Genomic DNA, 12516 nt, shown 5'->3' with positions numbered 1-12516 from the left:
GAACCGTCGTTGCACTGCCGACGGAAACGCCGCTGCGAGACAGTGACGAGTTCCTGAGCGGCTCCCGCCGAAACCTAGTCAGCAAACGGTTATCGGCGCGAGTCACTCACGACTTCCGGTTGGTCGGCTTCTCGGATCGCGCCAAGAACCGTTAGCAGTCCCTCAACAGAAACAACGTAGCGCCGGCCGACTCGGATGACGGGAGCCGGAAATTCACCGGATCGCGCCAGCGTATATGCGGTTGTCCGACCGATACCTAGGACTGATGCCGCCGTCTCCACGTCCGTCGCCATTCCGAGTTCTCGGACCTGCGCCACTGTCCATACGCGCTTGCTCATCCCAATCTCCTTGTGTCGTGGCACTCCCGGCTGGCCGCACTGATCGTGCGTATCCGGCACCAGTAGAGAGATCTGCGCCTTGATAGAGCGCATCACGACCAACAGAGGCGGGGGCAGTTGTCCGGGGCTGTCTTCGACTGTCCGCCCCTAGCCGGAAGTCGGCACGACCGGGGCGCGAATGCGCCCCGGTCGTCAGGCCGCTTCTTCGCCGAGGGCAGAGTCCATCAGCTCGGCGGCTTTGCGTTCGCTCTCGGGAAGGACGTGGGTGTAGACCTCGCGCGTCGTTCGAGCGTCGGCGTGGCCGAGCCGTTTCTGCATGACGTGTTCCGGAACACCGGCGTCCGCTCCGGCTGTGGCTGAGGTGTGGCGGGCGTCGTGGAGCACGATGACCGGGACACCGGCCGCAAGGCAGGCGTTCTCCCATTGATCGGTGTAGTAGCGCGGGTAGTAGGGCTCACCATCCTCGCGGGGGAAGACCCAGTCGTGATCGTGGTAGAGCAGCCCTGCGGCGGCCTTCTCCTCGTCCTGGCGAGCTTTGTGCTCACGCAGAACCTTGACCATTGCAGGGCCGATCGCGATCGCACGTCGGCTTTTGCCCTTCGGCGCCTTCTCGATGACCTTGTTGCCGGAGATTGTGCGCTGCCAGTGGATGTAGACGATCCCGTTGTCGAGATCGACCTTCCCCCACTTCAGGCCCGCGATCTCACCGCGGCGCGTTCCGGCAACCACCGCGAGCGCCCACGCCGCATACAGGCGAGCGTCGCGATGGAACTTGAGGAACTGCTTCGACTGCTTCGGCGTCCAGACGCCCTTGCGGCCTTGGTCCTCGCGCTGCGCCGGCCGCGGCTGCCGGACCGCGCCGAGGTCGATCCCGAGGTCCTTGAACGCCTTCATCAGCACACGGTGCACCGTCCGGACGGTTGTTTCCGACAGCGGCTTCTTGCCGTTGCCTCCCTCTTTCACGAGCGTCTTGTACATGTCCTGGACGACGCGCTTGTCGAGGCTGTAAAGCTGCCGGCCGCCGATGTGCGGGATGACGTACATCCGGAACAGGTTTCGGTAGTTGTCCAGAGTCGTTTCCTCGATGTCGAGTTCCCGCTCTGACAGCCAGCCGGAGAGCTCGGCGGCGACGCTGCCGTCCGCGCCGATCGCGGCCTCGCCGTATGCCTTGCGCGCTTCGGTTTCGGCTTTCTCGGCGGCGGTTTTGCTGGGAAAGCCTCGTCGCTTGTGCTGACGCCGCTTGCCGTCGTCGCCGACCGGCAGGTCGATGACGAAGAACCACAGCGTCTTGGTCGAAGTCTGGTACGAGCCGACGGTCATCTGGGCACCCCCGTGGTCACAGAGCTGAGCTGACCTCATCCACGGTAAGCCCGTCTGTGACCACGCCCGTGACCACAAGATCCACTAGAGCGATCTTGATTAAGAGACATGTGTCCATGAAAAAAGCCGCTGACCAGGACTTTCGTCCTTGCCAACGGCCTTCAGAAGCTGGTCGGGCTGACAGGATTTGAACCTGCGACCCCTTGACCCCCAGTCAAGTGCGCTACCAAGCTGCGCTACAGCCCGCCGCCGCCCGGCACGAACACCGCGCGGCAACTCCGAAAGCTTACCAAGCCCTACCCATGAGCCTTACCCCGCCCCCCGGGTCCCGTCTTCTTCCGGGGCTTCACGGAGATCTCCACCGGCGAGCCCTCGAATCCGAACTCCTCGCGGAGCTTGCGCTCCACGAAGCGGATGTACCCGGCGTCCAGCGGGCCCGTGGTGAACAGCACGAACCGGGGCGGTGCCACTCCAGCCTGCGTGGCGAACAGAATGCGTGGCGCCCGCCCGCCCCGCACCGGGTGCGGGGTGGCCTGGGTCAGCGCCGTCAACCACTGGTTCAAGGCCCCGGTGGGAACCCGCTGCTCCCACGAATCCAGCGCCCGCCGTAGCGCCGGCGCCAGCTTGTCGACCGCACGGCCGGTCTTGGCCGAGATGTTGACCCGGACAGCCCAGGGGATGCGCTTCAGTTCGCGGTCGATCTCCTTGTCCAGGAAGATGCGGCGGTCGGCGTCGACCAGGTCCCACTTGTTGAAGGCGATCACCAAGGCCCGCCCCGCCTCGACCACCTGGGTCAGGACCCGCTGGTCTTGCTCGCTGATGACCTCGGCCGCGTCGAGCAGCACGACGGCCACCTCGGCGGCTTCCACGGCGCCGGCTGTGCGCAGGGACGCGTAATACTCCGTGCCGGAAGCCTGATTCACCCGCTTGCGCAGGCCGGCGGTGTCGACGAACTGCCAGATCTCGCCGTCCATCTCGACGAGGCTGTCGACCGGGTCGACGGTGGTGCCGGCGACCGAGTCGACTACCGCCCGCTCCTCCTTGGACACCTTGTTCAGCAGGGACGATTTGCCGACGTTCGGGCGGCCCACCAGAGCTACCCGGCGCGGGCCGCGTGGGCCGTCCTCCACGATCGGCGGCGGGTCCGGCAGCGCCGACAGAATGTCGTCCAGCAGGTCGCCTGACCCGCGGCCGTGCAGCGCCGAGATCGGGTGCGGCTCCCCCAGGCCCAGGGACCAGAGCGACACCGCCTCGAGCTCCAGGTTCTGGTTGTCCGCCTTGTTGGCGACCAGGATGACCGGCTTGTGCGAGCGCCGCAGCATCTTCACCGCGGCCTCGTCGACATCCGTGGCGCCGACCGACACGTCGACGACGAACACGACGACGTCGGCCGTCTGCACCGCCATCTCGGCCTGCCGGGCGATGGCCGCCGCGCGGTCGCGGGCGTCCGGCTCCCAACCGCCCGTGTCGACGACCGTAAAGCGGCGGCCGTTCCACTGGGCGTCGTAGGGAACGCGGTCCCGGGTCACTCCGGGAACGTCTTCGACGACCGCCTGGCGGCGGCCGATGATGCGGTTGACCAGCGTGGACTTGCCCACGTTGGGGCGGCCGACTACGGCGACCACCGGGACGGGACCTTCAACGACATCCACGGAGAGGAGCTCCGCGGGAGAGTCACTCACGACTTCACCTTGCTGTTCAAAAGATTCAAGAGGTACGCGACGACCTCGTCGATGCCGATGTCGGACGTGTCGACCTCGATGGCGTCGGACGCCTGCTTCAGCGGGTCCGTGGCGCGGGAGGAGTCAAGCTTGTCCCGGCGCAGCAGTGAGGCTTCGGTGGCCGCGACGTCGGAACCCGCGTCCTCCGCGCTGCGCCGCCGGGCGCGGGCCGCCGACGAGGCCGTCAGATAGACCTTGAGGTCCGCGGAAGGGGCGACGACGGTCGCGATGTCGCGGCCCTCGACGATGATCCGGGGCTGGCCGGCGATGATCGCCTGCTGCAGGGCGACCAGGTGCTTGCGGACCGCGGGGACGGCCGCCACCGCGGACACGGCATGGGTCACCTCGGCGCCGCGGATGGCGGCGTCGACGTTAGTGCCATTCGCCGCGAAATGCGGCGCCGCAGGATCGGTGCCGATCGACAACTCGGTCTCCAGCGCGATCTTCGCGATCGCGTCGGGGTCGCCGAGGTCGGCTCCGCCCTGCAGAACGGCCCAGGTAACCGCCCGGTACATGGCCCCGGTGTCCAGGTAGACCCCGTCGATCGCGGCCGCCAGCCGCCGGGAAACGGTGGACTTGCCGGATCCGGAGGGGCCGTCGACAGCGACAACACACTTTTCCGGCCGTACTTCTTCCGCCACCGTTCCTCCAGGGTTTGCCCGCCCGACCAACCCTCCCATTGTGCCCGCACCATCAGCCACCGACGAACCTGGGGCTTGCCAACGACAGAAAGTCAAGATCAAGCCCGAAGAGGTACGGCGTCACGAGGAGCCCCGGGGCCACGGACCCGGCTAGCTGCCGTCCCGATCCCCCTGCCGCGGCTGCCGGGCTGTCCGGCAACGAAGGCCGGCGGTAAGTTACTCAACAGTAGCAACGAGGGGAGCCCACAATGCCCACGCTGGAGAAGCTCGACGACGTCTTCGTGCTCCATCTGGGAGACGGCGAGAACCGTTTCCACCCCGACTGGCTGACCGAGGTCAACGCGCTGCTCGACGAGGTCGTCAAGGGCGACGAGCCGCGCGCCCTGGTCACCGCGGCCACCGGCAAGTTCTGGTCGAACGGTCTCGACCTGGAGTGGCTGTTCGAGCATCCGGAGCAGTACACGGCGTACGGAAATCGGGTCCATGGTCTTCTGGCCCGCGTCCTCAGTCTGCCTTTCGTGACCGTCGCCGCGCTCCAGGGCCACACCTTCGCCGCCGGCGCCATGCTGTCGCTGGCCCACGACTTCCGGGTCATGCGCGCCGACCGTGGTTTCTGGTGCCTGCCCGAGGCCGACATCAACATCCCGTTCACGCACGGCATGTCCGCCCTGATCCAGGCCCGGCTCACCCCGCAGACCGCGCACCAGGCCATGGTCACCGCCCATCGCTTCGGCGGCCACGAGGCGTACACCAGGCAGATCGTCGACAGCGCCGTCGACGAGGCCGAGGTCCGGAGCGCGGCGATCGCGCTCGCGCAGAGTCACCTGGCCAAGGCCGGTCCCACGCTCGAGACCATCAAGACCAGGATGTACGCCGGCGTGCTGGAGGCCCTGCGCGACTTCGCCGATCCCCGGGGCTGAGGCGCTAGATGTCGACCGATCCCAGCATCTCCAGCAGCTCGTCGGTGTTGTCGACCGCCGCCTGAAGGACCTTGCGCGCCTCCCGTAGCCGGCCGGCCTGCGCCGCCAGCCGGGCCACATCCCCCGCCGCGACCGCACCGTGCGTGGCCGCACTGACCGACAGCAGCAGCTGAAGCCCCTCGGCCGCCTGCCCCGCGGCCAGCGGAATCGGATCGGTGCGGCTCTCGTGCGCCATGGCCGGCAACGGCAGGCAGGCCCGCTGCACCTGCCACCGGATCCGGTCGGCCCGCGCCGCCGGCTCGTCGGCCGCGTCGAGTTGCCGCTGCCACAGCGCGTACCGGGCCTCCCGGCTCATCAGCAGCCGGTCCGCGGCCATGGCCTCGGCCTGCGCCGCCGCCAGCAGCGCCCCGGCCAGCCAGGCCCGCCGCGCGTTCGTGTCCTCGAGGTCGTCGCCCGGCGGTGACGCTCCCAGCGCCGCCAGCGCCGCAAGAAGTCGCTCTTCCTCCCCCATCACCCCAAACTATCGATGGAAGCCTACAAATGCGGCGCGCCGCGCCTACACCGTGACGACCAGCTTCCCGACCGTGTGGTGGCCGGCGAAGTCGGTCAGCGCCCGCACGCCCTCCTCGAGCCGGTAGCGCCCGGTGATCAACGGGCTCAGTCCCACGACTTCGCGCATGCCGCCCAGGTCACCGTCCACGTCGAGGACGAGCTCGAAGCGCACATCCTCCCGGTCGATCATCTCGGGTCGCGGCGGCGGAAACGTGATCGTGAAGAGGCGGCCGCCCGGCTTCAGGCTCCGCGCCGCCTCGCGCAGCTGATCGGTGGGCCGAACCAGATTGAGCACCAGATCGACCCCACCGGCCGGATAGTCGTCGTAGCCGATCACTTCGGTGGCGCCCCGCCCGAGGAGCACGTCCCGGTCCCCCGGCCGGCCGGTCGCGATGACCCGGCACCCGTCCAGCAGCGGCAGAACCGTCGTACCCACGCCGCCTGTCGCCCCGATCACCAGCACCGTCTCGCCCGGCTTCGGCTCGGCCCGGGTGATCAGCGCGCGGGCGGTCAGCCCGACCGTCGGCAGCGCGGCCGCCGCGGCGACGTCGAGCGAGGCCGGCCGATGCGCGATGAACGGCGTACCGGCCTCGAAGACCGCGTATTCCGCCAGCGTCCCCGTGGTCACCGACGGATTCTTGGCGCCGGCCAGCGCCCCCAGCGCCCGCGGCACCGAGTGGCCGAAGACCTCATCACCGATCGAGTACGCCGTGACGCCCTCCCCGACCGCACTGACGGTCCCCGCGAAGTCGTTCCCGAGCACGTGCGGAAACGTCGGCCGTACGGGATAGGCACCGCTCGGAATGACGATGTCCCCCGGATTGAGCGACGCGGCGGCGATGCGTACTTGAATCTGCCCCGGCCCGGCAATGGGCACGGCGACGTCGGCGAGTTCAAAACTGGACGGCGGGCCGTAGTCACGAGCGACGATCGCCTTCATGCTTCCTCCGTTACAGCGCTAAGCGGACCGGTAGGTCACGTTAGGCGTAAACGGACCGCGCGGTCAACTTGTTAAGCTGACGATCGTGACAGTCGACCGCCCGCTGCGCGCGGACGCCGCCCGCAACCGCTCGTCGTTGCTGGCCGCCGCGTCCGAGGAGTTCGCCGCCCACGGCCTGGACGCCTCGGTGGCCGACATCGCCCGCCGGGCCGGCATCGGCAAGGGCACCGTCTTCCGCCACTTCCCGACCAAGGACGACCTGCTGGCCGCCGTGGTCCTCGACCGCGTCGACGACTTGGCCACCCTGGCCCACCACCTGACCACGGCCACCGACCCCGGAGCCGCCCTGCTGGAGTTCATGGAGGCCGCCGCCGGCCGCCAACAGCAGCTCGACCTGTCCTTCCTGCGCGAGGCCGGCGAGGTGAACGCCCGCCTGACCGAAGCCCGCGAACGCCTGTTCACCGCGATCATCGCCCTGGTGACCCGAGCCCAGCAGGCCGGAGCCGTCCGCCCCGACATCGAGGGCATGGACGTGATCCTGCTGATGTGCGCCCCCAGCCACGTGGTCAGCTTCGTCCCCAGCCCCCCACCGGACCTGTGGCGCCGCTACCTGTCCCTCATCTTCGACGGCCTGCGCCCCGAAGGCGCCCACCCCTTGCCGGGTCCAGCCGTCAGGGACGCGGCGACACCCGTACCCAATTCCGCTCGCCCCGGCGCGAAGTAGCGGCCACGCAGCGGGAGCAGATGTAGCGCACCTCATCCTCGGAGGTGACCACGTCGGTGGCGCGGAAGTCGAACGGCACATGCGGGAAGCGCCGCAGCCGGGTGCGGCTCAGCGCCAGCCCGCAGAGCGTCTGGTTCGTGCCGGGCTGCCACGCGTGCACTTCGCCGCCCGGCTGCCGGATGCCGTCGGATCCGATCCACTCGCTGGAGGCCGCCACCGCTCGCTTCATGTCCGGTCGCCTGCCCACGATCCCGCCACATATGCCCGTTAATTGGCGGGCCGGCGGGGAATTCGTCCGTCATGACCGAACAACCCCACCGCATCGACATCAGGCAGGGCGACGAGCCGGACGGCACCACCGCGTACGAGGCCTCGCTGCGCCCGCCGGGCCATTCCGTCGACCCGGGAGTCCCCGCCGACGAGCCGGCCGACCTCGCCCCGGAGGACCGCACCGGCGAGAAGGGCGGCGGCATCGCCGACCGCTCGGGCTACGACTCGCGCAGCCTCGCCGGCGACTCCCCGAACTACCGGCCGGAATAACGAAAGCCCGGGCGCACAGGCCCGGGCTTCTCGCATGTGGCGATCAGTCGCCGGCGGCCTTGAACAGGGCGGCGACCTCGGCCATCGACAGGTGACGGAAGCCACCGGGGCGGAGGTCGCCGAGCCGGATCGGGCCGACCGACGTACGGATGAGCCGGGTGACCGGGTGGCCGACCTCCTCCATCATCCGGCGGACGATGTGCTTGCGGCCCTCGTGCAGCGTGATCTCGACCTGAGCCGTCTTGCCCAGCGCACCGACCAGCTTGAACTGGTCGGCCTTGGCCGGACCGTCCTCGAGCTCGATCCCGCTCAGCAGCTGCCGGCCGACGTTGCGCGCCAGCGGCCCGTTGGTCACCTCGGCCAGATACGTCTTCTGGATCTCGTACCGGGGGTGGGTCAGCTTGTTCGTGAGGTCGCCGTCGTTGGTGATGAGCAGCAGGCCCTCACTGTCGGCGTCCAGGCGCCCGACGTGGTAGAGCCGGGTGCCGAACTGCCCGAGAAAGTCGGCCAACTCGGTGCGGCCCTTTTCGTCGTCGAGAGACGAGACGACACCGCGAGGCTTGTTCATCGCGATGTACATGAGTTTGGTGTCGGTGATGATCCGCTGGCCGTCCACGTGGATCTCGGCAGTGTTGGGGTCGACCTTGTCGCCGAGCTTGGCGACCTTGCCGTTCACCGTCACACGCCGGCGGAAGATCAGGTCTTCGCAGGCGCGGCGGGATCCAACACCGGCGGCCGCCAGCACTTTCTGGAGGCGTTCGGCGGTGTCAGCCTGAGGCATCGAGTACTTCTTCCACGTCGTCGGGCAGGAACGGAGCGAGCGGCGGCAGCTGGTCGACCGAGTTGAGACCCAGTTTTTCCAGGAAAAGCGCCGTCGTGCGATACAGGTGTGCCCCGGTTTCGCTCTCCGTGCCGCATTCCTCGATCAGGCCGCGCGTCACAAGCGTACGCATGACGCCGTCGCAGTTCACACCGCGGATGGCGGAGATGCGCGACCGGGTAACCGGCTGCTTGTAAGCGACCACAGCCAGTGTCTCCAGCGCCGCCTGGGTCAGTCGCACAGACTGCCCGTCGAGAACAAACCGTTCCACGTACGGCGCATATTCCGGCCGCGTGTAGAGACGCCAGCCACCCGCCACCCGCCGAAGGTCGAACCCGTGCCCCGCCGCCGTGTACCGCGCCGACAGATCCTCCAGCATCACCCCGACACGCTCGGTCGGCTGCTCCAGAATCTGCGCCAGCTGCATCTCCGCCACCGGCTCATCCACCACCAGCATGATCGCCTCAAGCGCCGCCGCCAGCTCAGCGTCATCGGTCAACCCCGGCAGTTCAACTTCTTCCTCAGTACGCGTCCCCGCGCCCCCACGCCCCCGCCGCGCCGCCTGCTCCGGCACCGCCGCAGCACCCGCAGCACCGGCCCCGGCCGCACCGGCCGCAGCATCGATCGGCTGATCGACGCCGCCACCCCAGTCGAACTCGGCGACATCCTCGGCGTCCCGCCCACCGAGCCCCGGCCCGTCACCGTCCAGCTCCTCGCCGGCGGCCCGCCCATCCTCCGCCGACACCTCGTCCAGCTCCTCGTCGGCAGCCCGCCCGTCCTCCGCCGGCACCTCGTCCAGCTCCTCGTCGGCAGCCCGCCCACCGTCCGCCGGCACCTCGTCCGCGAACGGCAGATCGCTCTCCCCGTCATCGCTGACGTCATCATCGGCCGCCGCGTCGAAGACGTCCCCCGCGTCATCCCCGTCCTCGGGAAGCGGCGCGTCGACCGGATCACCTTCGTCATCGACGAGCTCGGCCGCCGCCGCCTCCTCGATCGCCTCCGGCAACGGCAGCTCCGGCCCAGGCACGACCTCAACCGGATCGCCCCCGCCACCCTCAGCGGGCGCGTCCACCCCACCGACCGGCAGCTCCTCAGACACCCCACCGACCGGCAGCTCCTCAGACTGCCCGCCGACCGGCACATCGCCGTCGGCCGGCACATCGCCGTCGGCCGGCGCATCCCCGTCAGCTGGCGACGCACCTTCCTCGACCGGCGCGTCGACAGCGACCTGGTCCTCTTCGGCGTCCCCGAGCGCGGGCTCCTCCGCCGGCGGGTTCGGCCGCTCGAAGGCGGGATCGAAGTCGTCGTCCGAGTCGAGCCCCGCCTCTTCGAGGTCGTCCCCGTCCCCCGGGAGTTCCTCGTCGTCGGATGCCCGGTTCTCCGCCCCGCGAGCCGTGGCCTCCCGATGCTTGAACTCGCCGTACTCTTCGTCCTCGTCTCCGCTGGCCGAGGTGGGAACCGCCGCCCACTCCCCCCGACCGTCCGCGAGCTCGGCGCGCGCCTCCTCCTCGGCGTCGGCCTGGAACTTGCGATCCACCGGCCGCTGCGGCCTCTCCCACGGCGGCACCCAGGCCGCGGCCTGCGCCGCGAGTGAGTCAGACTGCTCGTCGCTGCTCACGATCGTTCCTCCGCGTCGTCGTCTTCCCCGCCAAGATCATCGTCATCGGGGCCCACGTCAAGTCGGCCCACCTCACGCTTCCCCGCATCCCCCACGACCGAATCCGCCGATTCCGCCACACCACGCTCATCGGCCGATTCCCTCGCAGCGCCCTCCGCAGCGGAAGCAGCCGACTCCGCCCTAAACGGCTCCGCGGCCGAAGGAGCCGAAGGGGCCGAAGACGCCGAAGGGGCCGAAAACGCCGAAGGGGCCGAAGACGCCGAAGGGGCCGAAGGGGTCCAAGAGGTCGAAGGGGTCGAAGGAGCCGAAGGGGTCGAATCCGCCACATCGGGCTTCCCGAGCGAAGCAGCCGGGGTACCCGCATCCGCCTCACCGCGCCCGGCGACCGAAGCAGCGACATCCGCCACACCCGAGCCCGCAACCGAGGCAGCGCCATCCATCCCCGGCCCCGCAACCGAGGCAGCGGCATCCGCCACATCGGGCTTCGCGACCGGATAGGCCGAAGGAGCCGCATCCGCGCCGGGTTCCGCGAGCGCAGCGGCCGAGGCAGCCGAAGATGGCACATCGGGCACAGCAAGCGACGTCGCCGAAGACGGCACGTTGGGCTCAATGAGCGACGTCGCCGAAGACGGCACGTCGGGCTCCGTGAGCGACGTCGCCGAAGATGGCACGTCGGCCTCCATGAGCGACGTCGCCGAAGATGGCACGTCGGGCTCGGTGGGCGAAGGCGCCGCATCCGTTGCGTTGGGGTCTTCGGGTGGGGCGTCCTCGGTCGGCTTGGTGCCCTCGTAGTCGTCGATTTCGAGTTCGGCGTCGGCCGCGTCGCCGCCGATCCAGCGGACTGTCAGTTCGTCGAGGGAGACCGGCTGTTCGAAGTCGATCAGGCCCTCGCGGTAGAGCTCCAGCAGAGCCAGGAACCGCGCCACCACCTCGAGCGTGTTGTCGCAGTCGGCCACCAGCAGGGTGAACGTCGCCGAGCCGGCCCGGCGGAGGCGGTCGCGCAGCAGGGCCGCGTGTTCGCGGACGCTGACCCGGACCTGGTGGATGTGGGCGATCGACACCTGCGGCGGGCCGGGTTTCGGGATGAACTGTTTCAGCGCGAGCTTGAACAACCTTTCCGGCCCGACGCCCAGCACCAGGTCGGGCAGCGCCTCGGCGTAGCGCGGCTCCATCGACACCGAGCGCGGCCACCTCTTGCCGCCGGTGAACTCGAGCTCGGCGATGTGGGCCGCCGCCTCCTTGTACGCCTTGTACTGCAGCAGCCGCGCGAACAGCAGGTCGCGCGCCTCGAGCAGGGCCAGGTCTTCCTCGTCCTCGACGTCGGCCGCCGGCAGCAGCCGAGCCGCTTTCAGGTCGAGCAGGGTGGCCGCCACCAGCAGGAACTCGCTGGTCTCGCCGAGGTCCCAGTCGTCGCCCATGGCCCTGATGTACGCGATGAAGTCGTCGGTGACCTGGTGGAGCGCGATCTCGGTGACGTCCAGCTTGTGTTTGCCGATCAGCTGGAGGAGCAGATCGAACGGGCCGGTGAAGTTGTCGAGGCGTACCAGAAATTTGCCCGAGTCATCCTCGGCGGAGATGTCGGAGACTTCGGCGGGCTCGTCAGGCACCTGCTGACCGTAGACCACCGGTACGACAACCTGCTCAGTGCTCACCGCGCCCCTTCCCGTCCGTACCGTTTAAACGGGACAAATCCGGAATGGGTACGCGGGTGCCGAGAAGATCAACCCCACAGGCGAACGAAGACCAGGCCGAGCGCGTTCAGGATGCGGAGCAGGAACGGCGTACCGAAGGGAAAAATGCACAGGATCAGCAGGACCAGTACGCCGATGTTCTTGTCCTCGAACCACAGCCGCATCCACTGCATGCCCCGGCCGGGCGTGCGCAGCGCGGAATACAGCGCCCCGAACCCGTCCAGCGGCGGAATCGGGATGACGGCCAGAATGCCGAAGCAGAGCAGCCCGACCGCCAGCGACAGCAGCACCTGCTCGCCCACCGGCAGGTCGATGCCGAGCAGCACGTCGGCCGGGCCGATGAAGGCCAGGAAGTTGTCCGGGTAGGCCAGCGAGTACGCCAGCATGAGCAGCTGCGAGACCACCACGCACAGCAGCGGCCCGGCCAGGAACACCGCCACCGCCCGGCCGCGTCCGCGCCAGCGCGGCACCTCGTCCACCGTGAGCATCTTGCCCCAGCCCATGCCGCCGAGGGCCGCCGCGACCGCGCCGAACGGGTCGACGTCCTCGCGCAGGCGCGGGGTGATCGACTCGCGGCGGTCGGAGAGTTTCAGCATCCGCGACGTCGACCGGATGGCGAGCGCGCGCAGCACGAGACCGAGCAGGAAGGAGACGACCAGGGCGACGAACGCCACCGGCTCACCGAGCGCGT

General features: G+C 69.2%; 13 protein-coding genes, 1 tRNA gene and 1 pseudogene. 3 read left to right on the top strand and 12 right to left on the bottom strand.

Annotated elements, in window-relative coordinates; translation table 11 throughout:
- Positions 1 to 89: 89 nt before the first annotated feature.
- The 5 genes from ACGFJ7_RS34950 to cmk form a co-directional block, all read right to left on the bottom strand.
- Positions 90 to 293, bottom strand: coding sequence for a helix-turn-helix domain-containing protein (locus ACGFJ7_RS34950; RefSeq protein WP_392646371.1), 204 nt, complete (start codon positions 291 to 293; stop codon positions 90 to 92).
- A 237-nt stretch (positions 294 to 530) separates the two neighbouring features.
- Positions 531 to 1658, bottom strand: coding sequence for a tyrosine-type recombinase/integrase (locus ACGFJ7_RS34945; RefSeq protein ID WP_392646082.1), 1128 nt, complete (start codon positions 1656 to 1658; stop codon positions 531 to 533).
- Positions 1659 to 1827: 169 nt separating this feature from the next.
- A tRNA-Pro gene (locus ACGFJ7_RS34940) sits at positions 1828 to 1904 on the bottom strand.
- Positions 1905 to 1954: 50 nt separating this feature from the next.
- Positions 1955 to 3340, bottom strand: a complete 1386-nt coding sequence (der, locus tag ACGFJ7_RS34935) for a ribosome biogenesis GTPase Der (protein WP_360258425.1) — start codon at positions 3338 to 3340, stop codon at positions 1955 to 1957.
- On the bottom strand, positions 3337 to 4020 hold the full coding sequence (gene cmk / locus ACGFJ7_RS34930) for a (d)CMP kinase (RefSeq protein ID WP_360258427.1): 684 nt from the start codon (positions 4018 to 4020) through the stop codon (positions 3337 to 3339). Before cmk ends, der begins: the two co-directional genes overlap by 4 nt.
- A 248-nt stretch (positions 4021 to 4268) precedes the next feature.
- Here cmk and ACGFJ7_RS34925 point away from each other — a divergent pair, with 248 nt between their 5' ends.
- Positions 4269 to 4940, top strand: a complete 672-nt coding sequence (locus tag ACGFJ7_RS34925; protein ID WP_392646080.1) for an enoyl-CoA hydratase-related protein — start codon at positions 4269 to 4271, stop codon at positions 4938 to 4940.
- A 4-nt stretch (positions 4941 to 4944) separates the two neighbouring features.
- Here ACGFJ7_RS34925 and ACGFJ7_RS34920 read toward each other — a convergent pair whose 3' ends face one another.
- Both ACGFJ7_RS34920 and ACGFJ7_RS34915 read right to left on the bottom strand, forming a co-directional pair.
- Positions 4945 to 5451, bottom strand: a complete 507-nt coding sequence (locus ACGFJ7_RS34920; protein ID WP_360258430.1) for a DUF6245 family protein — start codon at positions 5449 to 5451, stop codon at positions 4945 to 4947.
- A gap of 45 nt (positions 5452 to 5496) precedes the next feature.
- Positions 5497 to 6432: an NADP-dependent oxidoreductase gene (locus tag ACGFJ7_RS34915; RefSeq protein ID WP_392646079.1), complete on the bottom strand. Its 936-nt coding sequence runs from the start codon at positions 6430 to 6432 to the stop codon at positions 5497 to 5499.
- A gap of 85 nt (positions 6433 to 6517) precedes the next feature.
- Here ACGFJ7_RS34915 and ACGFJ7_RS34910 point away from each other — a divergent pair, with 85 nt between their 5' ends.
- Complete coding sequence (locus tag ACGFJ7_RS34910) at positions 6518 to 7156, top strand: helix-turn-helix domain-containing protein (protein WP_360258436.1); 639 nt, start codon at positions 6518 to 6520, stop codon at positions 7154 to 7156.
- Here ACGFJ7_RS34910 and ACGFJ7_RS34905 read toward each other — a convergent pair.
- A complete protein-coding gene (locus ACGFJ7_RS34905) occupies positions 7104 to 7385 on the bottom strand; it encodes a hypothetical protein (RefSeq protein WP_360258438.1) in 282 nt (93 codons plus the stop codon). The genes ACGFJ7_RS34910 and ACGFJ7_RS34905 overlap by 53 nt on opposite strands.
- 71 nt (positions 7386 to 7456) lie before the next feature.
- Between ACGFJ7_RS34905 and ACGFJ7_RS34900 the strand changes: the two genes are divergently transcribed.
- Positions 7457 to 7696, top strand: a complete 240-nt coding sequence (locus tag ACGFJ7_RS34900; RefSeq protein WP_360258441.1) for a hypothetical protein — start codon at positions 7457 to 7459, stop codon at positions 7694 to 7696.
- A gap of 43 nt (positions 7697 to 7739) precedes the next feature.
- Here the strand turns inward: ACGFJ7_RS34900 and ACGFJ7_RS34895 are convergent, their stop codons facing one another.
- From ACGFJ7_RS34895 to ACGFJ7_RS34880, 4 genes and pseudogenes are all read right to left on the bottom strand, one after another.
- Positions 7740 to 8477 (bottom strand): pseudouridine synthase, encoded by a 738-nt coding sequence (locus tag ACGFJ7_RS34895; protein WP_360258443.1) that lies wholly within the window; start codon positions 8475 to 8477, stop codon positions 7740 to 7742.
- Positions 8464 to 9225, bottom strand: coding sequence for an SMC-Scp complex subunit ScpB (scpB, locus tag ACGFJ7_RS34890; protein WP_392646369.1), 762 nt, complete (start codon positions 9223 to 9225; stop codon positions 8464 to 8466). The genes ACGFJ7_RS34895 and scpB overlap by 14 nt, the downstream gene beginning before the upstream one ends.
- A 1544-nt stretch (positions 9226 to 10769) precedes the next feature.
- Positions 10770 to 11741, bottom strand: a pseudogene (locus ACGFJ7_RS34885) (segregation and condensation protein A); the annotation flags it as partial.
- A gap of 113 nt (positions 11742 to 11854) precedes the next feature.
- Positions 11855 to 12499, bottom strand: a complete 645-nt coding sequence (locus tag ACGFJ7_RS34880) for a hypothetical protein (protein ID WP_360258445.1) — start codon at positions 12497 to 12499, stop codon at positions 11855 to 11857.
- Positions 12500 to 12516: the final 17 nt, after the last annotated feature.

It is taken from the genome of Actinoplanes sp. NPDC048988 (assembly GCF_043197815.1).
Lineage (GTDB): Bacteria > Actinomycetota > Actinomycetes > Mycobacteriales > Micromonosporaceae > Actinoplanes.
This window is presented reverse-complemented; position numbering and strand designations above follow the sequence as displayed.

Bases quoted from the DNA above. Each gene is read 5' to 3' on its own strand.
- ACGFJ7_RS34950 (WP_392646371.1), bottom strand. From the start codon at position 293: ATGGCGACGGACGTGGAGACGGCGGCATCAGTCCTAGGTATCGGTCGG.
- ACGFJ7_RS34945 (WP_392646082.1), bottom strand. From the start codon at position 1,658: ATGACCGTCGGCTCGTACCAGACTTCGACCAAGACGCTGTGGTTCTTC.
- ACGFJ7_RS34895 (WP_360258443.1), bottom strand. From the start codon at position 8,477: ATGCCTCAGGCTGACACCGCCGAACGCCTCCAGAAAGTGCTGGCGGCC.
- ACGFJ7_RS34915 (WP_392646079.1), bottom strand. From the start codon at position 6,432: ATGAAGGCGATCGTCGCTCGTGACTACGGCCCGCCGTCCAGTTTTGAA.
- ACGFJ7_RS34925 (WP_392646080.1), top strand. From the start codon at position 4,269: ATGCCCACGCTGGAGAAGCTCGACGACGTCTTCGTGCTCCATCTGGGA.
- ACGFJ7_RS34920 (WP_360258430.1), bottom strand. From the start codon at position 5,451: ATGGGGGAGGAAGAGCGACTTCTTGCGGCGCTGGCGGCGCTGGGAGCG.
- ACGFJ7_RS34900 (WP_360258441.1), top strand. From the start codon at position 7,457: ATGACCGAACAACCCCACCGCATCGACATCAGGCAGGGCGACGAGCCG.
- ACGFJ7_RS34905 (WP_360258438.1), bottom strand. From the start codon at position 7,385: ATGAAGCGAGCGGTGGCGGCCTCCAGCGAGTGGATCGGATCCGACGGC.